Here is a 22219-nt window from a genome sequence, read left to right on the forward strand (position 1 = left end):
GCCGTCGCACCTCCCTTGAGCCGCAAGGAGATCACACGATGCTGCCCTGGAAACGATCGCTCAGACCCCTCGCCGCCTTGCTCCTGGCCGCCGCCCTAGGCGCCGTTCCCACCGCCGCCGCCCAGGCGTCGACCTCCGCGTCCGGCGGCGAGTCCGCCGCCGCGGCCACGTCCGCGAGCGGCGGAGGGTGGAACGACTACACCTGCCGGCCGTCCGCCGCCCATCCCCGCCCGGTCGTCCTGGTCCACGGCACCTTCGGGAACTCCGTCGACAACTGGCTGGGCCTCGCGCCGTACCTGAAGGACCGCGGGTACTGCGTCTTCTCCCTCGACTACGGCCAGTTGCCCGGTGTCCCGGTCTTCTACGGCCTCGGCCCCATCGACAAGTCCGCCGGACAGCTGTCGGCCTTCGTCGACCAGGTGCTCGCCGCGACCGGCGCCGCCAGGGCCGACCTCGTCGGTCACTCCCAGGGCGGCATGATGCCCCGCTACTACCTGAAGTTCCTCGGCGGCGCCGCCAAGGTGAACGCCCTCGTCGGTATCGCCCCCGACAACCACGGCACCGACCTGGACGGCCTGACCAACCTGCTGCCGTACTTCCCCGGCGCCGCGGACCTGCTCACGACCAGTACCCCCGGCCTCGCCGACCAGATCGCCGGTTCCGCCTTCCTCACCAAGCTCAACGCGGGCGGCGACACCGTCCCCGGAGTGCACTACACGGTCATCGCCACCAAGTACGACGAGGTGGCCACCCCGTGGCGCGACCAGTACCTGAGCGGTTCGGACGTCCACAACGTCCTGCTCCAGGACCTGTGTCCGCTCGACCTGTCCGAGCATGTGGCGATCGGCCTGTTCGACCGCATCGCCTTCCACGAGGTGGCCAACGCCCTCGACCCGGCCCACGCCACCGCCACCACCTGCGCGTCGGCCTTCAGCTGACCGGCACCCGCACCCGCACCCGCACCTGCACCCGCACCGGTGCCTGTCCGGCCTGAGCCGCCGGACAGGCTTCCGGCAGCGGGAGGGCGCAGGCCCGGGAAGCATGACCAGGAAACCGCGGAACCGCCTGCTGGGGGCGGGAGGCGGAGATCCTTATGGCGGCGTTAAGGCGTGGCTGACCGAGGGTTGAGGAAGAGGGGGCGGGAAGGGGCGGCGAGGCACGGCTCGGCCGGGGGCCGGGGGCCGGGGGGCGTCGGGTGTCAGCCGTCGGGCCACCAGGTGCGGGCGATGTCCTTGCGCACCTCGGGGCGGCCGGACGGGCGCTCGTCCGCTTCGTCGCGGATCCGGCGGGTCTCGGTCCTCTTCAGGGGCTTCTGCACGGTCGTACGGCGCATGGCTGCCTCCTTCGGTGTCCACCGGAATCCGTGATGTCACGGAAGTGGACCCTTTGCGCGAGCGTTCCTCATCGGGGCCGGTCTGTCAGTGGCGGGTGTCACTCTTGGGGTATGACCTACGAGAGTGAGCACACGGTTGCGGTGGGTGCCGCAGTGGACTGGGACGCGCGGGCCGAGGGCTTCGACGACGAGCCGGACCACGGCCTGCGCGCCCCCGAGGTGCGTGCCGCCTGGGCGCGCAGACTGTGCTCCTGGCTGCCCGGACAGCCCGCCGACGTCCTCGACCTCGGCTGCGGCACCGGCAGCCTGTCGCTGCTCGCCGCCGAGCAGGGACACCGGGTGACGGGTGTCGACAGCTCACCGGCCATGGTCGAGCGGGCCCGTGCCAAGCTCGCCGGGCGGGACGCCGTCATGCTGTGCGGGGACGCCGCGGCACCACCCGTGGGCGAGGGGGGCTACGACGTCGTCCTCGTACGGCACGTGCTGTGGACGCTGCCCGATCCGGCGCGCGTGCTGCGGCACTGGCGGTCCCTGCTGCGCCCCGAGGGCCGGTTCCTGCTGGTCGAGGGCGTCTGGGGGAGCCTCGCCCCGGTCGGCATACCCGCCGACCGGCTCACCGCCCTGCTCCGGCCGCTGGCCCGGGACGTGCGCGTGGAGCGGCTGTCCGACGACCCGCTGCTGTGGGGGAAGGACGTGGACGACGAGCGGTACGCGGTGCTGGCGACGGTGTGAGACGGCCGCGCGGGGCTCAGGCCAGCAGACGTGCGAAGCCTCCCTCGCGGGCCAGCCTCTCCAGTTCGTCCAGGGCGGCCATGGCGGCGGACGCGGCCTCGGGGTCCGTCTCCGTCAGGCCGCTCGCGGCGAACTCGTCCTCGTCCAGGCGGCGTACGTCCGTCCCGTCGGCGGAGCGCCACAGGTCGAGGTCGAGGTCCTCGACCACCAGCTCGCTGCCCGAGAGTGCGGCGGGGCGGGTGATGTCGCAGTACCAGCCCTTGACGGTGCCGTCGCGGTCGCGGACCTCCTTCACCGCGTACCAGCGGTCCCGCCAGTAGTGCTCGGTGAAGACGTCGCCCGGCTCGAAGCGTACGAAGCCGAAGTCGCGGACGCCCTCGCCCGCCCACGCGGCCCGGACACGCACGTGCGTGCCGTCGTCGCCGAGCAGCCGCGCCGGATAACGGATCTTCGTGCGGCCCGCCTTGACGAGGACGACGTCCACCAGGGCGCCGGACTCAGCCGAGTTCGCGGACATAACGCACCTCCGTCGCGCAGATCTCGTACCCGAACCACTTGTTGATCGCGAGCATCGGATCGTTGCCCGTGTCGTTGCCGGTGAACGCCTGCGTGTAGCCGGCGGCGCGGGCGCGGTGCAGGGAGTCGTTCTTGGTGAGTTTGGCCAGACCGCGGCCGCGGAAGGCGCGGGCGGTGCCGGTCATGGCGGTGGTGTAGCGGCCGGTGGCGGCGTCCGTGTAGGCCACGCTGAACGCGGCGGGGCAGCCGTCGACGAACGCGACCGTGGTCAGCTCCCGGTTGAGCAGCGGGTGCTTCCAGTTCTCCTCGATCCAGTTCTCGTAGTCGGTGAACTCGGTGTCCACGTCGCTCGGTTCGTCCAAGGTCGTCTCCGCGTCCAGGTCGAACAGCGGGCGCGGGTCGTCCGCGAAGTCGGCCGCCGTGCGCAGTTCGACGCCCGGCGGCGGGGGCTGGAGGGGCGGGAGCGTGCCGTCGGCCAGGTTCAGACGGAGGAAGTGGGCGGAGCGGCCGACACGGTAGCCGTGTCGCTCCGCGAAGGCCCGGTTGGCCGGCTCGCCCAGCACCCAGGCGAACAGCTTTGTCGCGCCATGCCCGGCCAGGTGCTCCTCGGAGACGCGGACCAGCAGGTTGCCGGCGCCGCGCCGCGTCCGGTCCGGGCGTACATAGATGTTGAGCATCCCCTGGCCCGGTTCCGGGCTGTCGTGCGCCAGGCTCACCTGGGCGGTGCCGATGACCTCGCCGTCCTCCTCCGCGACGAGAGATCTGAAACGGGCGTCCGGGTGGGTGTGGGCGAGGTGGTGGACGATGGCGTCCGGCGTCCACAGGATGTACGGGAGGGCGAGGTGCCGAACCCGGGCGAAGTCCTCGACGTCGGCCCGGTCGTCGGGGCGCAGGTCACGCACGATCACGGTCATGGGGCCGCACGCTATGCCGGGTCCGGGCCGGGGTGCCTCTCATTTTCCTTCGGGTACGGGACAATCGGCCCTGTGAGCCTGAAGATCCACATCGATGACAGTGCGCCGCCGTACGAGCAGGTGCGGGCGCAGATCTCCGAGCAGGCGCGGTCGGGGGCGCTGCCGGTCGGGTACCGGCTGCCCACGGTGCGGGGCCTCGCCGAGTCGCTGGGGCTCGCGGTGAACACGGTGGCCAAGGCGTACCGGGCGCTGGAGACGGACGGGGTGATCGAGACGCGGGGGCGCAACGGGACGTTCGTGGCCGCGGCCGGCTCGGCGGCGGCCCGTGAGGCGTCGCTGGCCGCGCAGGCGTACGTGGAGCGGGTGCGCAGGCTGGGGCTGGCCGAGGAGGAGGCACTGGCCGCCGTGCGGGATGCCCTGCGGGCGGCTTACGGGGAATAGCGGTTGCCGGGTGCGGGCCGAGCGGGCTTCGGGCTGAGCAGGGTGCGGGCTGAGCGGGCTTCGGGATGAGCAGGCTTCGGACTGAGCAGGGTTCGGACTGAGCAGGGTTCGGCACAGCCGGGATGCGCCGTCGCGGCTGCGCGCCGTCGCGGCGGAGACAAGTTGCGGAGACAAGTTGCGGAGACAAGTCGCCGGCGCGGCATGGCGGCGGCGCAGTGGATGGCGGCGTGTCGGGCCTGCGGCGGAGGTCATGGCCGTGGATTCGCGGGGCCAGGCATTCACCGCCCGTGTGCCGTCGGCTCCGGGGTCCGGGTCACCGTCAGGCCCGCCCGGTGCGCCGCTCTGCCGAACGTCACCGCGTCCGCCACCGCCGCTCCGGCCGGGTCGTTGTTGAAGTACGCGTAGACGTCCAGCGTGCCGGACCAGGTCGTGGCGATGCGGTCGACCCAGGTCTCCAGGCAGCGGTGGCCGTAGCGCGGCCAGGGGTGGGCGCGGCCCTCGTGGAAGCGGACGTAGCCCCAGTCGGTGGTGCGCCACAGCGGGGTCGTGGGGTGGGCCCGGACGTCCGCCCAGCACAGGGCGGCGCCCCGGGATTCGAGGACCCTGCGGACCTCGGGCGTCCACCAGGAGTCGTGGCGTGGTTCGACGGCGATCCGCGTGCCCGCGGGGAAGCGGGCCAGGCAGGCGTCGAGGAGGGGCGGGTCCGCGCGCAGGGTCGGGGGGAGCTGGAGGAGGACGGGGCCCAGGCGGTCGCCGAGGCCCGCCGCGTGGGTCATCAGGCGGTGGACCGGCTCCGCCGGGTCCTTCAGGCGCTTGATGTGGGTGAGGTAGCGGCTGGCCTTGACCGCGATCACGAAGTCCGCCGGGACGCGCTCGCGCCACGTCTCGAAGTTCTCCCTCGTCGGCAGCCGGTAGAACGCGTTGTTGAGCTCCACCGTCGCGAACAGCCGCGTGTACTCCTCCAGCCACAGCCGTGCCGGAACCCCCGCCGGGTACACCACGTCCCGCCAGTCCTTGTACTGCCACCCCGACGTGCCGACGAACAGGGTCATACATCCATCAAAGCACCGGACGGTGACCTCTACAGGTGCGCGACGGCGACCTCCACAGGTGCGGATGCGGGGGCGGCTACAGGTACAGCCCCGCGTCCGCCCCGTCCCGTGCCCCCGGTACCGAGGTCGGTGCCGTGCCCCGGCGCAGGGCGTACAGCTCGGCCAGGGTGGCGCCGTCCCGGCCGACTCCCTCCTCGGCGCCGAGCCAGTTCACGGCCTCGCGGCGGGTCAGCGGGCCCACCTCGATACGGGCCAGACAGCGGCCGGGGCGGACCACGGCGGGGTGCAGACGCTCCAGGTCCTCGTTGGTGGTGACGCCCACCAGGACGTTCCTGCCCTGGCCGAGCAGGCCGTCCGTCAGGTTCAGCAGGCGGGACAGCGCCTGGCCCGCCGTGTGCTTGGCCTCGCCCCTGATCAGCTCGTCGCAGTCCTCCAGCAGGAGAAGCCGCCAGCGGCCCTTGCCCGTGCTGTCCTCCTCGCCGATCGCGATGTCCATCAGATAGCCGACGTCGGAGAAGAGGCGCTCGGGGTCCAGCACGCAGTCCACCTGGCACCAGTCGCGCCAGGAGCGGGCCAGGGTGCGCAGCGCGGAGGTCTTGCCGGTGCCGGGTGGACCGTGCAGCAGGAGCAGACGGCCGGCGATGTCCTGCGGGGTCGTCTTCATCAGGCGGTCCATCGCGTCCGCCACCGGGGCCGTGTAGTTGGGCCGCACCTCGTCCCAGGTGCCGGCCGAGATCTGGCGGGTGGTGCGGTGCGGGCCGCGCCGCGGGGAGACGTACCAGAAGCCCATGGTCACGTTCTCGGGCTGCGGCTCCGGTTCGTCGGCCGCTCCGTCCGTGGCCCGGTCGAGGACCTGCTGGGCCAGTTCGGCGCTGGTGGCGGTCACGGTGACGTCCGCGCCCCGGTTCCAGCGCGAGATCAGCAGGGTCCAGCCCTCGCCCTCGGCGAGGGTCGCGCTGCGGTCCTCGTCGCGGGCGACCCGCAGCACGCGGGCGCCGTCCGGCAGCAGGGTCGCGCCGGTGCGCACCCGGTCGATGTTGGCGGCGTGCGAGTACGGCTGTTCGCCCGTCGCGAAGCGACCGAGGAACAGCGCGTCGACGACATCGGAGGGCGAGTCGGAGTCGTCGACGTTGAGCCGGATCGGCAGCGCGTCGTGTGGGTTCGCAGGCATGTCGCCATGATCTGCCACGGATGCGCTCCGCGCACGGTATTTCCGCCGCATTTCCGCTGCCTGTTGCGGGTGTTGTCGCGGGTGCCGCCGCCGCTCCCCGCGCGTTCCCGGGGCCCGCTCCCGGACAGGGCCGCGTCGTCGCCGTCGCCGTCGCCGTCGCCGTCGTCGCCGTCGTCGCCGTCGTCGCCGTCGTCATCATCGTCACCGTCGTCATCGTTGTCCTCGGGGACGGCCCGAGTGCGGTGGAGTTGTTGACGATCTGTCAATGACACTGCCGTGTACGTCTCATGGACGGGGGATGCAGGCTGCGGTCGATCGCAAAATTTTTTGGCATGGACACTTCCTGTCAACGCGCGTAGTTGCTATCAACGTTGTGCAGAGATCCTGCTAAAGGGAGGCTCCATGAGACGTTCCCGATTTGCGGCATACATGACCTCGCTCCTCCTCGCCACCGGCATCGGCCTCACCGGGGCCGCCACGGCGCAGGCGTCCTCGACAGCCGTGACCGGCGGCTACGTGGCCCTCGGCGACTCCTACTCCTCCGGAGTCGGATCGGGCAGTTACATCAGTTCCAGCGGCAGTTGTGACCGCAGCACCAAGGCGTACCCGTACCTGTGGAACGCCGCGCACGCCCCGTCCTCGTTCGCCTTCAACGCCTGTTCGGGCGCCACGACGGACGATGTACGCGCCGGCCAGCTCGGTTCGCTCAACTCCTCGACCGGCTTGGTGTCCATCACCATCGGCGGCAACGACGCAGGCTTCGCCGACGTCATGACCACCTGTGTCATCCAGTCCGACAGCTCCTGCCTGTCCCGGATCAACACGGCCAAGGCGTACGTCGACTCGACGCTCCCCGGCAAGCTCGACGCCGTCTACAACGAGATCAGAGCCAAAGCCCCGTCCGCCCGGGTGGTCGTGATCGGCTACCCCCGCTTCTATCTGCTCGGACAGACCTGCCTCGGCCTCTCCGAGACCAAGCGGTCCGCCATAAACGACGCCTCCGACTACATGGACGCCGCCATTCAAAAGCGTGCTCAGGCCCACGGATTCGTCTTCGGCGACGTCCGTAGCACGTTCTCCGGGCACCAGATCTGTTCCGGCGACTCCTGGCTCCACAGCGTCAACTGGCTCGACATCGGCGAGTCGTACCACCCGACCGCGTCCGGCCAGTCCGGCGGGTACCTGCCGGTGCTCACCAACGCGGCCTGACCCGTCGTACGACCCGGGAGGGCGATCCCTTCAGGGTGAAATTCCTGGCGAAGTCCAGGGTGCAGTTCCAGGCGAAGTCCAGGGTGAAGCCCCGGTGAAGTTCAGGGCGAACCCGAAGGAGAAGCGGAGGCCCCGTCCGTCGGGGTCTCCGTCGCCGTCGTGCAGGTCACCGAGAACGACACCGGGTTCGACGTGGCCCGCACCGGACCGCGCACCTCCACACTGATCTCGTTCTGCGGCCATCCGCCGTCCGGGTAGGCGGTCACCGCCACCGTCACCTGCCCGGTCCGCGCGCCGCCCGCCGGGAACGACAGCGTCCGCCACCCCGGATCCGACACCGACCCGTGCGCGAGGACCCACCGGTACTCCACCTGCGCGGCCACCCGGCCGACCGTGAACGTCGCCGTGAACGTGGGCGCCTGCTCGGCCGGCGGCGGACACGTGCCGTCGTACTCCGTGTGCGAGCCCGCCAGGATGACGTGCACGGACTGGGCGGGCTGTGTGCTCGCCGCGGCGCCGCTCGACACGGGCGGCGGCGCCCCGGTCTCCGTGTCCGTGGTGGCGCTCGGGCTCGCGGAGTGCGTACCCGTGCTCGGCGGACCGGCCTGCCCACCGGAGTTCCCTCCGCCGCTCCCGCTGCCTCCGCCGCCGCGGTCCAGCAGCACGTACGTCAGCCCCGCCAGCGCCAGGACGACCGCGAGCACCCCGGCGACCAGGACCGCGCGCGCCCGCCTCTCGCCCGCCGGACCACCGGTCGTGGCCTGCGTCGTCGAGGCGCCCCTGGGCTCCGAGGGTCCGGTGGGCGGCGCCATCGACATCGACACCGGGATCGGCATCGGCATCGGCATCGGTGGGGTCGCGGACGGCTCCGGGGGCGTCCGGTACGGCGGGGCCACGGCCGTCGGGGTGTACGGCGAGGCGGGCGCGGTGTCCGTGCGGGGGGAGCCGCCCGCCGCGACCAGCCGCAGATCCTGCTCGGCCCGCCCGGCCGGCGGCCGTTGCGAGGGCTCCTTGCGCAACAGCCCGGCGAGGAGGGGGCCGAGCGGTCCGGCCCGGCGCGGCGGCGGCGACTCGTCCTCCACCACGGCACGCAACGTGCTGAGCGGAGTGTCCTGCCGGAACGGGGAGTTGCCCTCGACGGCCGCGTACAGCAGCACGCCCAGCGACCACAGGTCCGACTCCGGCCCCGGAGTACGCCCCAACGCCCTTTCCGGAGCGAGGAATTCGGGCGAACCGAGCACCTCGCCGGTCATCGTCAGCGCGGAGCTGCCCTCGACCGAGGCGATCCCGAAGTCGCTCAGCACCACCCGGCCGTCGTTCGCCAGCAGCACGTTCGCCGGCTTCACGTCCCGGTGCAGCACCCCGACGGCGTGCGCGGCGCGCAGCGCGGCCAGCACCTCGGCGCCGATGTGCGCGGCCCGCTGCGGCGACAGCGGACCCTCCGCGTCCAACTGGTCGGCGAGGGACAGGCCCCGCACCAACTCCATCACGATCCAGGGCCGGCCGCCCTCCCGCGTCACGTCGTACACCGTGACCACGTTGCGGTGGGCGACCCGGGCCGCGGCCCACGCCTCCCGCTCCAGCCGGGCGTACATCCGCTCGACCTCCGCGGCGGGCAGACCGGCCGGGGCCCGTACCTCCTTGACGGCCACTTCGCGGTGCAGCACTTCGTCACGGGCGCGCCACACCGTTCCCATGCCGCCCTCGCCCAGTGGGGACAGCAGACGGTAGCGGTCCCCGATCACACGTTCTCGCCCCGGCTCTCCGGACACGGGCGCCCCCCCACGGCATCTCGCGCGATTCCTCCACAAAAGTAGCTCAGCCGAACGCGGACGAGATCCCCCTGAACACCAATCCGGCGCCCAGGACCACGACGAGCAGCGCCGAGGCAAGCGGCAGCGTCCGGCGCGCGAGGGCGGCCACCGGATGGGCCGTCAGGCGCGGACGCCGGCGCCCCAGTGCCCGGGTGACGCCCGCGCCCAGCCCGACCACGGCGACTCCGGCCGCCGTCAGCGTCAGCGCGAGACCGGCCCCGTACGCCACGACGAGCAGCAGCCCGAACCAGGCCTTGCCGAGCGCCGCGGCACCGACGAGCACGACGACCGCGGAAGGGCTGGGCACCAGACCGCCGGCGAACCCCAGGAGAATCGTGCCGCCCAGGGTGGGGGCGGTGGGGTGGGGGTGAGCGTGCCCGTGTCTGTGTTCATGCCCGTGTCCGTGTCCGTGTCCGTGCTCGGGCCCGTGTTCGTGGGCGTGGGCGTGGGCATGGGCATGAGCGTGCGAGTGTGCCCGGTTGCGCATGGTCCGGCGTACGAGGTTCGCGCCCGTGGCGAGCACCAGGGCGCCGCCGACGATGCCCAGCCAGGCGATCACCGAGGGCGTGGCGGCGGAGCCGGCCGTGACGAGCGGGCCCAGGGCGACCACGCCCAGGGTGTGGGTCACGGTGACCGAGGCGGCCAGCGGGAGCACGTCCCGCAGCCGGGCGCGGCCCCCGCGCGCCGCCGCCGACGCGGCCATCAGGGTCTTGCCGTGACCGGGCGCGAGTGCGTGCAGCGCGCCCAGGACGAGCGTGACGAGCAGGGCGAGCGCGGCGAAGCCGAGGGTCAGGTCGTGGCGCGCGACCAGGTCGTCCAGGGCGCGGGTCCAGCGGTCGGCGCCCCGGGGCAGCACACCGGCGCCCGGGGCGGCGTCGTCCCGCCGCTCCTGTGCGAGGGCCGGTCCGCCGGGGCGTACGCGCAGGGTGGCCGCCGTGGTGTCGGCGGGCGAGGAGAGCAAGTCCTTCGGGTAGGTGGTGAGTTCGTGCGAGACGGACGTCGTCGGTACATCCGTCGCGGTGAGGGTCATGCGGTCGCCACGCGCGGTGATCTCCCGCCAGCCGGGACCGCCACCTGTCCCCGCGCCGTGGAAGCCGAGAACGACCGGCCTGCCCCGTGGCACGGGTGCGGTGAACCGGCACTCCACGCGCAGGGTGTCCAACCCGGCCTGCCCGGGGCGCAGATGGGCGTGCGCGGTGCCGGTGACCAGAGGGACGGGCCGGCCTTGGACGGTGAGCGCGCTGCCCCTGGCGGCGTCGGCGCACCGCCGCTCCGCCCACTTTCGCAGCCCGAGCCGCCGGATGTCCGGACCTGCCTGGGTCGCCGGGATCTCGGCGAGGTCCTCCACGTGGTCGACCCGGAGCTGACCGGGGGCGACGACGAGGCCGTCGTAGCGGTTGACGGTGAAGTTGCCGAGGGGGTGCGCGCTCGCGGTCGTGGCCGCACCGAGCGCGAGGGCGCAGGCGGCCGTGAGGACCATGGAGACCGTGAGGACCGTGCGGACCGTGCGGGAGGCCGCGGCGCGGGCGAACGGGCGACGCCGGTTCACCGTGCCTCTCCCAGGGCCTTGCGGGCCTCGGCCGCGCCCAGCGGGGAGAAGCCGGGGTTCAGCTTCAGGACCGCCGCCAACGACGCCCGGCCCTCCTCCGCGTGGCCCGTGGCCCGCTCGATCATGCCGCGGTGGTAGAGGAACGCGGCGTTGCGGTAGCCGGTGGCCGTGGCCCGGCGGGCGTAGCCGAGGGCCTCCCGGTCGTGGCCGTTGACGTGCAGGGCCCAGGCGAGGGCGTCCGCGGTGTGCACGGTGCGGCGGCGGGCCCACTCGGCGCGGGCCGCGTGCAGGGCGGACGCCTGGTCGCCGTGGTCGGCGGCGGCCAGGGCGGTGTCCAGGTCGGCGTCTACGCCGTTGGCACGGGCGAGGGCGGTCCAGGCGTCGACGAGCGCGTACTGCTCACGGGCCCGCGCCCGGTCGCCGGCCGCGCCCCGGGCCTCGTACAGCTCGCCCAGTTCGACGAGCGGGCCGGGCAGCGGATACCGGGAGACCACCGCCTCCAGTCCCTTGACCGCGTCGGCGCGCCGGCCGCTCGCCGCCTGTGCGCGGGCGCGGCCCTCCAGCGCGGGGAGGTAGTTCTCGTCGGCGGCGAGGGCGCGGGCGTACTGGGTGAGCGCGGACCTGTAGTCGCCCTGGTTCCAGGCGAGTTGGCCGAGCTGGGTGGCGACGTACGCGATGTCGCCGGGCGTCGTGGACCCGGTGAGGGCCTGCCGCAGGACCCGCCGGGCCGTCGTCACGTCGCCGCGCAGTTCGTGGACGTAGGCGTACCGCGTGAACACCGGTACGCCGGGCCTGCGCGCGTCGGCGGTCCCGGCGGCGCGCGACGCCTCGCCGTACCGGCCGAGTTCGACCAGCGCGTCGACGCGCGAGGACAGGGCGCGCTCGCTGTACGGGTTCTGCTCCAGCGCCAGATCGGCGTCGTGCAGGGCGCCCTTGAAGTCGTGCCGGGCGGCGGCGAGGGCGGCCCGTCCGGCCAGCGCCTGGTCGTTGTCCGGGGCCAGCGCGAGGGAGCGCCGCAGGGCCTTCTCGGCCTGCGGGTACCGGGCCGGATCGCCCTTGGTCCTCGCCTGCTCGACATAGGCCAGCCCGAGCGTGGCCCAGCTGCCGAAGTCCCGTGGCTGGGCGCGGAGATGGGCCTGGAGGGCGGCGATGCCCGCGTCCGGGTCCCCGCCGCCCAGCACACCGGGATCGAGGGCCCCGGAGGCGGCGGGCGAGGAGGCCGCCGCCGCGGCGGGCGTCCCCTGCCGTGCGGCCCCGAAGGCGACGGCTCCGCCCGTCAGCGCCACGGCCAGCAGTGCGGCGCAGCCGGCGAGCCGCAGCCCTCGCCGCCGTCGCCCACCGGTCTCCTCGTCATGCGTACGGGTGGTCATGCCTTCTCCTGGGTGGCCTGGTGCCGGTCGTGACAAGGGGGGTGGCGCGGCCCGCCGTGGGGGAGAGGAGCACGGGCCGCGCCGGTCGGTGGGACGGGTGTCAGTACGGGCGCCGCATCCGGCGGCGCCACCACGCGAGGGCGGTGCCGATCAGCAGGATCCCGGCCGCGCCCGAGGCCGCGGAGGCGGCGATCAGCGTCGTGTCGCCGAGGCCGCCCGACGACGATCCGGCCGGGCGGATCGCGTCACCGAGCTGACTGCGCACGTCCGTACCCGAGGTGGTGCCCTTGGCGAGCGGGCCGCGCGAGCCGGACGTGGGTTCGGCGACGTACGGGAAGGACTTCCCGAAGGCCTTGTCGTTCGCGTCGACCGCGTCACCCAAGTCGTTCTTGGCGCCGACCAGTTCGCCCTCCACGACCTGGAGCGCCTCGTCGACCACGTCGTCCGTGAGCCGACGGCCGTTCGGGAAGCCCGCGTTGTCGCCGTCCAGGACCCCGAGCCGCTTGGGGTGCGCGCTCGGCCTGATCGAGGTGTTCAGCCGCAGTTCCTCCGCGGGTTTGACGCCGGGCGGCTGGTTGAGGCCCTTGACGCCCTTGAGGAACACGTCGACCAGGTCGTCGCGCGGCTCGGCCGGCGCCTTGATCTTGTAGATCCCCTCGATGAGCCTCGGCAGTTCGGGGTTGGTGACGTTCTTCAGGAACTGCCCGTCGTACCAGGGCGAGGAGGCGTTGAACCGGTCCTTGTCCTTCTGCGGGTTGACAACCTCGTTCACCAGCGGGTTGCCCAGGCGCGAGACCTGCGTGTAGGAGCCCTGGGCGGTACGGCGCTGGGTGGTGGACCAGACGCCGACGACCGGCTGCCCGGCGGACTCGCGGATCAGGTCGTTCGGGACCTGGAGCGCGATCGTGTTGACGTTGTAGCCCTTGAGCGTGTCCCGGCCGACCTCGGTGAGGTTGCCGCCGTACAGCAGGTCGAAGACCCGCAGGTCGAGGAAGAACGGGTCGTCCGCCTGGCCGGCGAAGGTCGTGGTGCCGCCCGCCGTCCGGTGCACGGCCTGCGCGCGCAGCCTGCCGTAGTCGGGCATGGACGCCTTGCCGACGTTCGACGGAGCCACCGGTACGTCGTCCGCGAGCTTCGTCCTCGACAGCACGTGCTGGTTCCTCAGCCGGATCAGGTCGATGTCGTACGTCTGCGTGACGTTCAGGTCGGGGTCGTCCAGGCCGGTGACCGGACCGGTGTTGTAGAGGAACGTGCCGCCGTTCCTCGTACGGGTCTTGAAGGTGTAGCGGAAGAGCAACTCGCCTTGTGAGTCACCGTTGTTGTCGATGTGGATGTCGTACTGCGCGTCGTCCGCGAAGGTGAAGAAGTTCGGTCCGCCCGCCGGTTCCTCGAACGGGATCCAGTCGGCCACGATCGTCGTGGTGTCGGGCTTGTCCGGGCTGACGAACGCGTACAGGTCCGTGTTGTCGTACTGCGGGGTCCCGGAGATCAGCGGGGCCTCCCGGTGGGAGGAGGCGAAAGCCGCCCCGGGCTGCAGCGTCGCGACACCGGCGGCGGTGAGTCCCCCGGCGGCCAGCGCACCACAGATGAGCGGGATCAGGGCCCTGCGTCGCGCGCCGCGGCCCCTGGAGATGAGAGGTGTCATGCCGTCCGTCCTCCGTGCCAACTTGCCTTGACGGACGGGCGTTCGGAGCCGGGACGGGACCGGATTGGTCCGGCGGGGGCATTCTTTTCGTCGTCCGGGACCCGCGTTTTCGGCCCGCCGATCCGTATCACCCGCCGGAGGTGTGCGCGTGCGGATGGGTGGGGTCACCGGCGAAGGCAGGGTCGGCTGCGGCCACGGAAGGCAGGCGAAGAGAGCCCGGGTGGAGGCGGACGAACTGCTGGTGCTCGTGGCGGGCGGCGACCAGAAGGCGTTCGAGGACCTGTACGGACTCGTGTCCGCACCGGTGTACGGGCTGGTGCGGCGGATCGTGCGCGACCCCGCCCAGTCCGAGGAGGTGGCCCAGGAGGTGCTGCTCGAACTGTGGCGCTCCGCAGGCCGGTTCGACCCGCGCCGGGGCAGCGCGCTGTCCTGGGTCCTCACCCTCGCCCACCGGCGCGCCGTGGACCGGGTGCGCAGCGCCCGCGCGGCCGGCGAACGCGAGCAGCGCGAGGCCCTGCGCGCCGGTGAACCCGCCTTCGACCAGGTCGCCGAGGAGGTCGAGGCCGGTCTCGAACGGGAGTGGGTGCGCCGCTGCCTGGAGCGGCTCACCGCACTGCAGCGCCAGTCCGTCACCCTCGCCTACTACGACGGCTACACGTACCGTGAGGTGGCCGAGCGGCTGAGACTGCCACTGGGCACGGTCAAGACCCGGATGCGCGACGGGCTCACCCGGCTGCGCGAGTGCCTGGGAGGTGCCGCATGAGCATCCTGGGCCGGCTGCTGCGCCGCGAGGACCCGCACTCTCTCGCCGCGCCCTACGCGCTCGACGCCCTCGACCCCGGCGAGCGGCGCCGCTTCGAGAAACACCTCAGGGGCTGCGAGCGCTGCGCCGCGGAGGTCCGGGACCTGTCCGAGGACGCCGTCCGGCTCGCCTGGTCCACCGCCGCGCCCGCCCCGGCCGCCCTGCGCGAGCGGGTCATGGCCGCCGTCCGCACCACCCCGCAGGAGCAGGCACCCGTCGCCACCCCCTCACCCGCCACCGCGCCCGCCCGGGAGCGCACCCCCCAACTGCCCCCGCACGTCTGGGGCACGCAGCCCCCGCCGGTCCGCACCCGTACGCCCCGGGCGCGCCCCCTGCTCGCGCCGCTGGCCACGACGACCGCCGCCGCGGCCCTCGTCGTCGCCGCCCTCTTCGCCGTCCAGGCCGAGCGGACACAGGACCGGCTCGACGCCGAGCAGACCCGGGCACGTGAGATCGCCCACGTTCTGACCGCGCCCGACGCCCGCTCCGCCGCCGGCCGGGACGCACGGGGACGCAGTATCGGAGTGATCGCCTCCGCATCGGAGCGGCAGGCCGTCGTCACCCTCAGCGGGTACGGCACCCCGCCCGGCGGCCGTGTGCACCAGCTCTGGCTCATGCGCCCCCATGCGCGACCGCGCTCCCTCGGGCTCCTCGCGGGCGACACGCCCTTGGTCGCCAAGGGTCTGGAGAAGTCCGCGACGTCACTCGCCGTGACCATCGAGCCTGATGGTGGCTCAGTGCAACCCACCGGCCAGCCGGTTGTCCAACTCGCCTTGAAATCGGTCGGATTCGGAGAGTAGTCATATGGGGGTGATCAACGCCCTTACAGGGAAGGTGAATCCTGCGGGCGCGATACACGCGTGCCGCACCGGGGCGATAGGGTTACCCTGCCCGGGCCGGGTGGACTCGTACGGGTGGGGAGTGACATGGAGCAGATAACAGTGCGCAGCAGGGCGAGGGTCCCTGCGATCACCTGCGGGAGCAGCGCGACCAGTTCGCGCCTCGACCGCCATCTGTCGGTGCTGGCGGGTCCCGCCATACCGCAGCGTGAGACGGTCGAGGCGACCTCGCTGATGCGTGAGCTCACCGCTCGTGACACCACGCGCCAGCGCAGCGACCGAGGCACTCGGGTCCGCCGGGTCTCCCTCTTCGCGCCCCTGCGCAGGCTGCGCCGTTCGCTGTTCGGCGGGCACTGAGCCCACCGTGTTCGGGCACCGGCCCGAACCCGAGTGAACCGGCGCCCCTCACCCCGCATCCCTCCGGGGCCCGCGCTCAGGCCGCCGCACCGTCCCGGCGCATCGCTGCGATCTGGTCGTCCGTCATCCCCACGGCACGCAGCAGCGCCTCGGTGTGCTGTCCGAGCGCGGGCACATCGCCCATCCGTGCCTCGTCCCCGCCCGGCAGCGTGATGGGAGGCAGCAGAGCCCGCAGCGGCCCGACCGGCGAACCCACCTCACGCCACCGCTCCCGGGCCGCCAGCTGCGGATGCTCCGCCAGCTCGTGCAGATCCCTGAGCCGGGCACAGGCGATGCCCGCCTTCTCCAGCCGGGCCAGCGCCTCGTCGGTGCCCAGCGCGCCCAGCGCCCGTGCGACCAGCTCGTCGGTCGCCGCCCGGTTCGCCACCCGCGCCGCGTTCGTCGCGTACACCGGATCCGTGCCCAGCTCCGGCCGGCCCATGACCTGCTCGGCCAGCCGCCGCCACTCCCGGTCGTTCTGCACCGACAACAGCACGCGCCCGCCGTCACCCGTCGGATACGCGTCGTAGGGCGCGATGACCGCGTGCGCGAGACCGGTGCGCGCCGGGGGTTCACCCCCGTGCATCGCATGGTGCAGTGGATGCCCGAGCCACTCCGCGAGCGCCTCCAGCATCGACACCTCCACCGGCCCGCCCCTGCCGGTCGTCCCGCGCCGCACCAGCGCGGCCAGCACGCCCGAGAACGCGTACATGGCCGCCGCGATGTCCGCCGCCGGGACCCCCGCCTTCACCGGCTGCTCGGGCGTCCCGGTCACCGACACCAGACCGGACTCGCACTGCACGAGCATGTCGTACGCCCGCTTGTCCGCGTACGGTCCGCCGGCCCCGTACCCGGAGATGTCCACGGCGACCAGCCGCGGATGCGCGGCGCACAGCGTGGCCGCGTCGAGCCCGAGCCGGGCGGCGGCCCCGTGGGCGAGGTTCTGCACGAACACGTCCGCGTCCGCGATCAGCCGCCGTACGACGTCCAGGCCGCGCGGGTCCTTGAGGTCCACGGCGAGGGACTCCTTGCCGCGGTTGCACCACACGAAGTGCGAGGCGAGGCCGCGGGCGGCGGTGTCGTAGCCGCGCGCGAAGTCGCCGCCGTCGACCCGCTCCACCTTGATGACCCGGGCACCCAGGTCGGCGAGCTGCCGGGTCGCGAAGGGCGCGGACACAGCCTGCTCGACGGAGACGACGGTGATGCCCTCCAGGGGCAGCGGGAGATGGTCCATGCGGTGGATGATCTCCCCTGACCGGCGATCCTGTCTCCCTGTGGCTTCACCCTGCTCGAAGCGGCTCTGCGGGGGTCGAAGCGGCTCAGCGGGGGCGCGTGCCTACAGAAGGGCGAACTGGCCTTCCGGGCCCTCCTCCTGGTGGTCGAGGACCGAGGCGGGACGGCGGGAGGGGGCCGGGGGCGGGAGGACGCCGGCCCGGTGGAGGTCGGCCGCCGTGACCGGGGACGTGATCTTCAGGTCGTCGCGCAGCGGGCGGAGTTCGGCCAGCAGGGCCAGGACCGTGATCAGCTCCAGCAGCTCCGACGTCCAGGGCTGGGGCCAGACGGTGGGGCGGATCGCGGCGAGGGTGCCGGGGGCGGCGGGGCTCGTACGGGCCCCGAACCAGGCCTCCAGGACGCGGACGCCGGCGATCTCGTAGTCCCAGGCCTGCGGCGGGACGGGGGAGATGCGGCCCTCGTCGAGGTGGAGGGTCTCCTCGTCGCGGTCGTAGTGGAGGGCCGGCACGGGCGCCCCGGCGCCCACGCGCGTGGGCAGTGGGGCGCGGACGTAGGGGCGCCGGCCGCCCGGCAGCTTGGGGCGCTCGCCGTCGCGGCGCATCAGCCACAGCGTGCGGCGGCCCACCTCCACGCCCCGCTCCCAGACGCCGGGGTCCCCGGTGAGCGGGACGGTGAGGTCGGGGCGGACCGCCGTAAGGATCCAGGCCAGCACGTCCGGCGCGGACGGACGGGAGCCGAGGCGGTCCGCGAGGTGGTCCAGCAGGCCCGGGGCCAGATTGGGTTCCGTGCCGCCCGGACGGCGGTAGAGGGGGCGGATGCGGCCGGTGCGCAGGGTGGGCAGCAGCGAGGTCGCCAGCAGGGGAGTGCCGGCGTCCGCCGTCTCCGCGGTGAACACCTGGTGCTCGTCCGCCACCCGCCACAGTTCCGGGCGCGCGGTGTCGATCAGCCGGTGGTCCGGGATCAGCCACTGCTCGTCGAAGGGTTCCGCCAGCACCCGCACCGGCTCCGCGCCCGGCCCCTCGGCGCGCGCCAGCCGCCCGGTGCCGGTCGACTGGCCGGGCAACTGGCCCACCGCAGAGAGGAGCGTGCGGGACCTGGACGGCTTGAACAGGGCCTCACGGTCCGGCCCCTCGGCCGTCAGCAGGGCCTCCCAACGGGCCTTCAGGGACCCCGGATCCGGTGCCGTCGGCCAGGCGCGGCCCGGCCGCAGCGGTGCGACGGACCACGGCATGAGGTCCGCGAGGAGCGGAGCGTCGTCGTGCGTCACGCAGGGCATCGTACGGCCTGACCCCCTCCCGGGATCAGGTCGCGTCCAGGGTGACGGTGAAGGAGAAGCGGTCGCCCCGGTAGTGGATGACCGCCACGTCCAGCACCCGGCCGGCGGTGTCGTACGTGACGCCCGTGTAGTGCAGGATCGGGCTGAGCAGGGGCACCTGGAGGAGACGGGCGGTCTCCGGGTCGGCGAGACGGGCCTCCACCGTGTCCGTGATGCGGCTGATGTCCGCGCCCACCACGTCCCGCAGCACCTTGGTCATCGGCCAGCGGACCAGGTCCGCCGGGTCGATGCGCGCGGCCAGTTCGGGACGGACGTGGTTGACGGCGTGGTTGGTCGGCTCGCCGGTCTTCTCGTCGCCGCGCAGCCGGTGGTAGGCCGCCACCTGTGCGAGATCCGGGAAGTACTCGGCGAGTTCGGCCGGTACCGGCACCGCGCCGTGGTCCAGCAGCTCGGTCGTCATCCCGGACTGCTGGGCCACGATCGCGTCCACCGAGCCCAGCAGCCGTACCGGTGCCCCGCGTTGGACACCGGGCTCGATGAACGTGCCGCGCCGCCGGTGCCGGCTGATCAGCCCCTCGTCCTCCAGCTCCTTCAGCGCCTGCCGCATGGTGAGCACGCTGACCCCGTAGTGCTCCGCCAGCCGCTCCTCGGTGGGCAGGCGCAGCGGGTCCTGCGGCGAGCGGCCGAGGATCGAGGCACGCAGCGACTGCGAGACCTGATACCAGAGCGGCAGCTTGCGGTTCAGGACGATCGAATCCGGAGCGAAAGAGGTCACGAGCTATCCGTATCTGGCGAAACACGTTCGACGCAACGGAGTGGTCAGGGTGCGGTCGGCCTGCGGGGTCGACGTGTGGTCGGCCCCCGGTCGACTCGCGGTCAGGGGGCGCGGAAGTGGCGTTCCATGCCCTGCCACACGTCGTCGTAGCGCTGCTGGAGATGGCCGGCGCCGGCCGCCTGCGGGGCGAGCGTCACCGGCCAGCGGGTCTCGAACATGAACGCCAGGCCGTCGTCGATCTTCTGCGGCCGCAGGTCGGCCGCGCTCGCCCGGTCGAAGGTCTCCCGGTCCGGGCCGTGCGCCGACATCATGTTGTGCAACGAGCCGCCGCCCGGCACGAACCCCTCCGCCTTGGCGTCGTAGGCCCCCTCGACCAGCCCCATGTACTCGCTCATCACGTTGCGGTGGAAGTACGGCGGCCGGAACGTGTCCTCGCCCACCAGCCAGCGCGGGGCGAACACCACGAAGTCGACGCCGGCCAGGCCCGGGGTGTCCGACGGGGACGTGAGGACCGTGAAGATGGACGGGTCCGGGTGGTCGTACGAGATGGTGCCGATCACATTGAACCGGCGCAGGTCATAGACGTACGGCACATGGTTGCCGTGCCAGGCGACCACGTCGAGCGGCGAGTGGTCGTACGTCGCCGTCCACAGGTTGCCGCAGAACTTGTTCACCACCTCCACCGGGCCCGCGGCGGTGTCGTCGTCCTCGTACGCGGCGACCGGTGCCCGGAAGTCCCGGGCGTTCGCCAGGCCGTTGGCGCCGATCGGCCCCAGGTCGGGGAGCTGGAAGGGCGCGCCGTAGTTCTCGCACACATAGCCACGGGCTGACTCGTCCAGCAGTTCCACACGGAAGCGCACCCCACGGGGGATCAGCGCCACATGTGCGGGCTCCACATGGAGGCGGCCGAACTCGGTGTGCAGCAGCAGCCCGCCGCGCTCGGGCACGATCAGCAGCTCGCCGTCGGCGTCGGAGAAGACGCGCTCCATCGAGGAGTTGGCGTGGTACAGGTGCACGGCCATGCCGGTGCGCTGGGTCGCGTCGCCGTTGCCGCCCAGGGTCCACAGGCCGGCCAGGAAGTCCGTGCCCGCCGGCGGCTCGGGCAGCGGGTTCCAGCGCAGCCGGTTGGGGTCGGGCACCGTCTCGGTGAAGGGGGCGGTGCGCAGGGCGCCGTTGCCGGTGCGGGTGAAGGCCGGGTGGGCGGCCGACGGGCGGATCCGGTACAGCCAGGAGCGCCGGTTGTGCGCCCGCGGCTCGGTGAACGCCGTGCCGCTCAGCTGCTCCGCGTACAGGCCGAGCGGTGCGCGCTGCGGCGAGTTGCGGCCCTCGGGCAGGGCGCCGGGCACCGCCTCCGAGGCGTGTTCGTTCCCGAACCCGGAGAGGTACGACAGCGCCTCGGCGGTCTTCCGCACTCCCTCGCGCTCGAACCCGCTCGCGCGGGAGGTACCCCCATCGCTCATGATCGCTCCCTTGCGCTCCTTATTCCTATGCATCACCGTAGGAATGAGTCGGGGTGGACGCAAGAGGGCAACGGGTCCTCCGTCCGGGGGACGACGACAACCAGACTTCAGGGGGATTCGGGTGGCCGGACGTTGTTCTACTGTCGCGGACATGCCCTTGACGTCGTTGTCACGCAGCACGCTCGCCGCGCTCGCGGTCGGCGTCCTGCTGCCCCTGGGCCTGGCGGGATGCGGCTCCGCGGACGCGCGAGGGGGCGCCGGCACCCTCTCCTCCTCGCCGGTCGGCAAGGTCCTCGACGCGACGGACGGGACCGGCCGGCACCTGCGCGAGGTCGACAAGGACCGCGCGCCGCAGGTCGGCGTCGAGGTGACCCCCGACGCGGCCGGCGGCTGGGACGTCCTGCTGACGCTGCGCGGCTTCCGCCTCTCCCCGGCGGGCACGCGCGCGAAGGCGGTCGCCGGACACGGCCTCGTCCGTCTCTTCGTGGACGGCAGGCCGGTGACCCGGATGCGCACCCCGGGGTACCACCTGTCCGACGGCCTCCTCCCGCACGGCACCCACCAGGTGACCGCCCGCCTGTACGCCGACGACGGGACGGTCTGGGCGGTGCAGGGCGAACCGGTCGAGAGCACCGCCGACATCACCGCCTCCGCTGCGCAGGGACCGTCCTACGCTTCCCCCTCGGCGGGTACGACGTCCCCCTCGGTGGGTACGACGTCCCCCTCGGTGGGTACGGCGACCCCCGAGGCGGGCACCGCGCCCCCAGGGACGGGCACCCCGACCCCCAAGGCGGGCACCGTGACCCCCGAGGCGGGCACCGTGACCCTCACGGTCAGTCCGTGAGCGCACCCGCCCGCTTCCTCCGTACCAGGGGGCGAGGTTCACCCGATCGCGGCGGAGAGGCATGATGAAACGCGTGCCCCACGCGACAACGCTCCGCCGCGCGCCGGTCCAGAGGCGCAGCGCCGAACGGCTGACCAGGATCCTCGACGCCTGCGCCGACCTGCTCGACGAGGTCGGCTACGACGCCCTGAGCACCCGGGCCGTCGCCCTGCGCGCGGGTGTGCCCATCGGCTCGGTCTACCGCTTCTTCGGCAACAAACGGCAGATGGTCGACGCCCTCGCCCAGCGCAACCTGGAGCGTTACACCGAGCGGGTCTCCGAGCGGCTGGAGGGGGCGCGGAAGGGGGACTGGCGGGCGGCCATGGACGCCGTGCTCGACGAGTACCTGACCATGAAGCGGACCGCGCCCGGCTTCTCCCTCGTGGACTTCGGCAACCAGATCCCGATCGGGGCGCGGCACGCCGACCCCAACACCCGGGTCGCCGACCGGCTCACGGCCCTGATCTCCGGATACTTCGGCCGCACCGTCGACGACGACGTGCGCCGCGCCTTCCTGGTCGCCGTCGAGACCGCGGACACGCTGGTCCAGCTGGCCTTCCGGATGGACCCCGAGGGCGACCCGGCGATCATCGAGGAGACACGGGAACTGCTGCGGGCGTATCTGGGGCGCCTGCTCGACTGAGCTGTTCAGCCCTGCGGCACCCCCCATACACGCCCCACGGCACCCCCAATGCGCCGCCCACACACCGCCCCCGCCCACACACCGCCCCCGCCCACACACCGCCCCCGCCCACACACCGCCCCCGCCCACACACCGCCCCCGCCCACACACCGCCCCCGCCCACACC

The 22219-nt window shown here is 73.0% G+C and carries 23 protein-coding genes; 10 read left to right on the forward strand and 13 right to left on the reverse strand.

Annotation, left to right across the window (positions count from 1 at the left end; translation table 11 throughout):
• The first annotated feature begins 38 nt into the window (after window positions 1-38).
• The gene (locus ACGFYV_RS00075; protein WP_393876032.1) at window positions 39-938 is read left to right on the forward strand and encodes an esterase/lipase family protein; all 900 of its coding nucleotides are present in this window, start codon (window positions 39-41) and stop codon (window positions 936-938) included.
• A 260-nt stretch (window positions 939-1198) separates the two neighbouring features.
• On the opposite strand, the gene ACGFYV_RS00080 is transcribed toward ACGFYV_RS00075, so the two are convergent.
• Entirely contained in the window at window positions 1199-1333 is a 135-nt protein-coding gene (locus ACGFYV_RS00080; protein ID WP_393876033.1) for a hypothetical protein, read from the reverse strand.
• Between the two features lie 111 nt (window positions 1334-1444).
• On the opposite strand from ACGFYV_RS00080, the gene ACGFYV_RS00085 reads away from it, so the two are divergent.
• Window positions 1445-2065, forward strand: coding sequence for a class I SAM-dependent methyltransferase (locus ACGFYV_RS00085; RefSeq protein WP_393876034.1), 621 nt, complete (start codon window positions 1445-1447; stop codon window positions 2063-2065).
• A 16-nt stretch (window positions 2066-2081) separates the two neighbouring features.
• Here ACGFYV_RS00085 and ACGFYV_RS00090 read toward each other — a convergent pair whose 3' ends face one another.
• Together ACGFYV_RS00090 and ACGFYV_RS00095 are read right to left on the reverse strand one after the other, a co-directional pair.
• Window positions 2082-2582, reverse strand: coding sequence for a DUF402 domain-containing protein (locus tag ACGFYV_RS00090; RefSeq protein ID WP_393876035.1), 501 nt, complete (start codon window positions 2580-2582; stop codon window positions 2082-2084).
• Window positions 2563-3495 (reverse strand): GNAT family N-acetyltransferase, encoded by a 933-nt coding sequence (locus ACGFYV_RS00095; RefSeq protein WP_393876036.1) that lies wholly within the window; start codon window positions 3493-3495, stop codon window positions 2563-2565. The genes ACGFYV_RS00090 and ACGFYV_RS00095 overlap by 20 nt, the downstream gene beginning before the upstream one ends.
• 72 nt (window positions 3496-3567) lie before the next feature.
• On the opposite strand from ACGFYV_RS00095, the gene ACGFYV_RS00100 reads away from it, so the two are divergent.
• Window positions 3568-3936 carry a GntR family transcriptional regulator gene (locus tag ACGFYV_RS00100; protein WP_393876037.1) on the forward strand — a complete coding sequence of 123 codons (369 nt, stop codon included), beginning with the start codon at window positions 3568-3570 and terminating at the stop codon, window positions 3934-3936.
• 278 nt (window positions 3937-4214) lie between these two features.
• Here ACGFYV_RS00100 and ACGFYV_RS00105 read toward each other — a convergent pair whose 3' ends face one another.
• Window positions 4215-4988, reverse strand: coding sequence for a DUF72 domain-containing protein (locus ACGFYV_RS00105; RefSeq protein ID WP_393876038.1), 774 nt, complete (start codon window positions 4986-4988; stop codon window positions 4215-4217).
• A gap of 76 nt (window positions 4989-5064) precedes the next feature.
• Window positions 5065-6159 (reverse strand): DUF5925 domain-containing protein, encoded by a 1095-nt coding sequence (locus ACGFYV_RS00110; RefSeq protein ID WP_393876039.1) that lies wholly within the window; start codon window positions 6157-6159, stop codon window positions 5065-5067.
• A gap of 20 nt (window positions 6160-6179) precedes the next feature.
• On the opposite strand from ACGFYV_RS00110, the gene ACGFYV_RS00115 reads away from it, so the two are divergent.
• Window positions 6180-6428 carry a hypothetical protein gene (locus ACGFYV_RS00115; RefSeq protein ID WP_393876040.1) on the forward strand — a complete coding sequence of 83 codons (249 nt, stop codon included), beginning with the start codon at window positions 6180-6182 and terminating at the stop codon, window positions 6426-6428.
• A gap of 133 nt (window positions 6429-6561) precedes the next feature.
• On the forward strand, window positions 6562-7368 hold the full coding sequence (locus ACGFYV_RS00120) for an SGNH/GDSL hydrolase family protein (RefSeq protein WP_393876041.1): 807 nt from the start codon (window positions 6562-6564) through the stop codon (window positions 7366-7368).
• A 101-nt stretch (window positions 7369-7469) separates the two neighbouring features.
• On the opposite strand, the gene ACGFYV_RS00125 is transcribed toward ACGFYV_RS00120, so the two are convergent.
• The 4 genes from ACGFYV_RS00125 to ACGFYV_RS00140 all read right to left on the reverse strand — a co-directional run bounded on the left by ACGFYV_RS00125 (window position 7470) and on the right by ACGFYV_RS00140 (window position 13746).
• The gene (locus ACGFYV_RS00125) at window positions 7470-9113 is read right to left on the reverse strand and encodes a serine/threonine-protein kinase (RefSeq protein WP_393876042.1); all 1644 of its coding nucleotides are present in this window, start codon (window positions 9111-9113) and stop codon (window positions 7470-7472) included.
• A 73-nt stretch (window positions 9114-9186) separates the two neighbouring features.
• Window positions 9187-10662, reverse strand: coding sequence for a nickel transporter (locus ACGFYV_RS00130; protein ID WP_393876372.1), 1476 nt, complete (start codon window positions 10660-10662; stop codon window positions 9187-9189).
• A gap of 65 nt (window positions 10663-10727) precedes the next feature.
• Entirely contained in the window at window positions 10728-12137 is a 1410-nt protein-coding gene (locus tag ACGFYV_RS00135; protein WP_393876043.1) for a tetratricopeptide repeat protein, read from the reverse strand.
• A gap of 64 nt (window positions 12138-12201) precedes the next feature.
• Window positions 12202-13746, reverse strand: coding sequence for a DUF4331 domain-containing protein (locus ACGFYV_RS00140; protein WP_393876044.1), 1545 nt, complete (start codon window positions 13744-13746; stop codon window positions 12202-12204).
• Between the two features lie 154 nt (window positions 13747-13900).
• Between ACGFYV_RS00140 and ACGFYV_RS00145 the strand changes: the two genes are divergently transcribed.
• The 3 genes from ACGFYV_RS00145 (at window position 13901) to ACGFYV_RS00155 (ending at window position 15744) form a co-directional block, all read left to right on the forward strand.
• Window positions 13901-14509, forward strand: coding sequence for a sigma-70 family RNA polymerase sigma factor (locus ACGFYV_RS00145; protein WP_393876045.1), 609 nt, complete (start codon window positions 13901-13903; stop codon window positions 14507-14509).
• Window positions 14506-15348 (forward strand): anti-sigma factor domain-containing protein, encoded by an 843-nt coding sequence (locus tag ACGFYV_RS00150; RefSeq protein ID WP_393876046.1) that lies wholly within the window; start codon window positions 14506-14508, stop codon window positions 15346-15348. The genes ACGFYV_RS00145 and ACGFYV_RS00150 overlap by 4 nt, the downstream gene beginning before the upstream one ends.
• Before the next feature lie 126 nt (window positions 15349-15474).
• Window positions 15475-15744 (forward strand): hypothetical protein, encoded by a 270-nt coding sequence (locus tag ACGFYV_RS00155; protein WP_393876047.1) that lies wholly within the window; start codon window positions 15475-15477, stop codon window positions 15742-15744.
• A gap of 76 nt (window positions 15745-15820) precedes the next feature.
• Here ACGFYV_RS00155 and ACGFYV_RS00160 read toward each other — a convergent pair whose 3' ends face one another.
• The 4 genes from ACGFYV_RS00160 to hmgA form a co-directional block, all read right to left on the reverse strand.
• Entirely contained in the window at window positions 15821-17017 is a 1197-nt protein-coding gene (locus ACGFYV_RS00160; RefSeq protein WP_393876048.1) for a CaiB/BaiF CoA transferase family protein, read from the reverse strand.
• A gap of 102 nt (window positions 17018-17119) precedes the next feature.
• Entirely contained in the window at window positions 17120-18292 is a 1173-nt protein-coding gene (locus tag ACGFYV_RS00165; RefSeq protein WP_393876049.1) for a type ISP restriction/modification enzyme, read from the reverse strand.
• Window positions 18293-18317: 25 nt separating this feature from the next.
• Entirely contained in the window at window positions 18318-19067 is a 750-nt protein-coding gene (locus ACGFYV_RS00170; protein ID WP_393876050.1) for a GntR family transcriptional regulator, read from the reverse strand.
• 101 nt (window positions 19068-19168) lie between these two features.
• The gene (gene hmgA / locus ACGFYV_RS00175; protein WP_393876051.1) at window positions 19169-20527 is read right to left on the reverse strand and encodes a homogentisate 1,2-dioxygenase; all 1359 of its coding nucleotides are present in this window, start codon (window positions 20525-20527) and stop codon (window positions 19169-19171) included.
• A gap of 151 nt (window positions 20528-20678) precedes the next feature.
• On the opposite strand from hmgA, the gene ACGFYV_RS00180 reads away from it, so the two are divergent.
• Window positions 20679-21371, forward strand: coding sequence for a hypothetical protein (locus ACGFYV_RS00180; RefSeq protein WP_393876052.1), 693 nt, complete (start codon window positions 20679-20681; stop codon window positions 21369-21371).
• A gap of 64 nt (window positions 21372-21435) precedes the next feature.
• On the forward strand, window positions 21436-22053 hold the full coding sequence (locus ACGFYV_RS00185; RefSeq protein WP_393876373.1) for a TetR family transcriptional regulator: 618 nt from the start codon (window positions 21436-21438) through the stop codon (window positions 22051-22053).
• Window positions 22054-22219 lie beyond the last annotated feature (166 nt).

Source organism: Streptomyces sp. NPDC048297, assembly GCF_043201585.1.
Taxonomy (GTDB): Bacteria; Actinomycetota; Actinomycetes; order Streptomycetales; family Streptomycetaceae; genus Streptomyces.

Bases quoted from the DNA above. Each gene is read 5' to 3' on its own strand.
- ACGFYV_RS00075 (WP_393876032.1), top strand. From the start codon at position 39: ATGCTGCCCTGGAAACGATCGCTCAGACCCCTCGCCGCCTTGCTCCTG.
- ACGFYV_RS00080 (WP_393876033.1), bottom strand. From the start codon at position 1,333: ATGCGCCGTACGACCGTGCAGAAGCCCCTGAAGAGGACCGAGACCCGC.
- ACGFYV_RS00085 (WP_393876034.1), top strand. From the start codon at position 1,445: ATGACCTACGAGAGTGAGCACACGGTTGCGGTGGGTGCCGCAGTGGAC.
- ACGFYV_RS00090 (WP_393876035.1), bottom strand. From the start codon at position 2,582: ATGTCCGCGAACTCGGCTGAGTCCGGCGCCCTGGTGGACGTCGTCCTC.
- ACGFYV_RS00095 (WP_393876036.1), bottom strand. From the start codon at position 3,495: ATGACCGTGATCGTGCGTGACCTGCGCCCCGACGACCGGGCCGACGTC.
- ACGFYV_RS00105 (WP_393876038.1), bottom strand. From the start codon at position 4,988: ATGACCCTGTTCGTCGGCACGTCGGGGTGGCAGTACAAGGACTGGCGG.
- ACGFYV_RS00110 (WP_393876039.1), bottom strand. From the start codon at position 6,159: ATGCCTGCGAACCCACACGACGCGCTGCCGATCCGGCTCAACGTCGAC.
- ACGFYV_RS00115 (WP_393876040.1), top strand. From the start codon at position 6,180: ATGCGCTCCGCGCACGGTATTTCCGCCGCATTTCCGCTGCCTGTTGCG.
- ACGFYV_RS00120 (WP_393876041.1), top strand. From the start codon at position 6,562: ATGAGACGTTCCCGATTTGCGGCATACATGACCTCGCTCCTCCTCGCC.
- ACGFYV_RS00130 (WP_393876372.1), bottom strand. From the start codon at position 10,662: ATGGTCCTCACGGCCGCCTGCGCCCTCGCGCTCGGTGCGGCCACGACC.
- ACGFYV_RS00140 (WP_393876044.1), bottom strand. From the start codon at position 13,746: ATGACACCTCTCATCTCCAGGGGCCGCGGCGCGCGACGCAGGGCCCTG.
- ACGFYV_RS00145 (WP_393876045.1), top strand. From the start codon at position 13,901: ATGGGTGGGGTCACCGGCGAAGGCAGGGTCGGCTGCGGCCACGGAAGG.
- ACGFYV_RS00150 (WP_393876046.1), top strand. From the start codon at position 14,506: ATGAGCATCCTGGGCCGGCTGCTGCGCCGCGAGGACCCGCACTCTCTC.
- ACGFYV_RS00155 (WP_393876047.1), top strand. From the start codon at position 15,475: ATGGAGCAGATAACAGTGCGCAGCAGGGCGAGGGTCCCTGCGATCACC.
- ACGFYV_RS00160 (WP_393876048.1), bottom strand. From the start codon at position 17,017: ATGGACCATCTCCCGCTGCCCCTGGAGGGCATCACCGTCGTCTCCGTC.
- ACGFYV_RS00165 (WP_393876049.1), bottom strand. From the start codon at position 18,292: ATGCCCTGCGTGACGCACGACGACGCTCCGCTCCTCGCGGACCTCATG.
- hmgA (WP_393876051.1), bottom strand. From the start codon at position 20,527: ATGAGCGATGGGGGTACCTCCCGCGCGAGCGGGTTCGAGCGCGAGGGA.
- ACGFYV_RS00180 (WP_393876052.1), top strand. From the start codon at position 20,679: ATGCCCTTGACGTCGTTGTCACGCAGCACGCTCGCCGCGCTCGCGGTC.
- ACGFYV_RS00185 (WP_393876373.1), top strand. From the start codon at position 21,436: ATGAAACGCGTGCCCCACGCGACAACGCTCCGCCGCGCGCCGGTCCAG.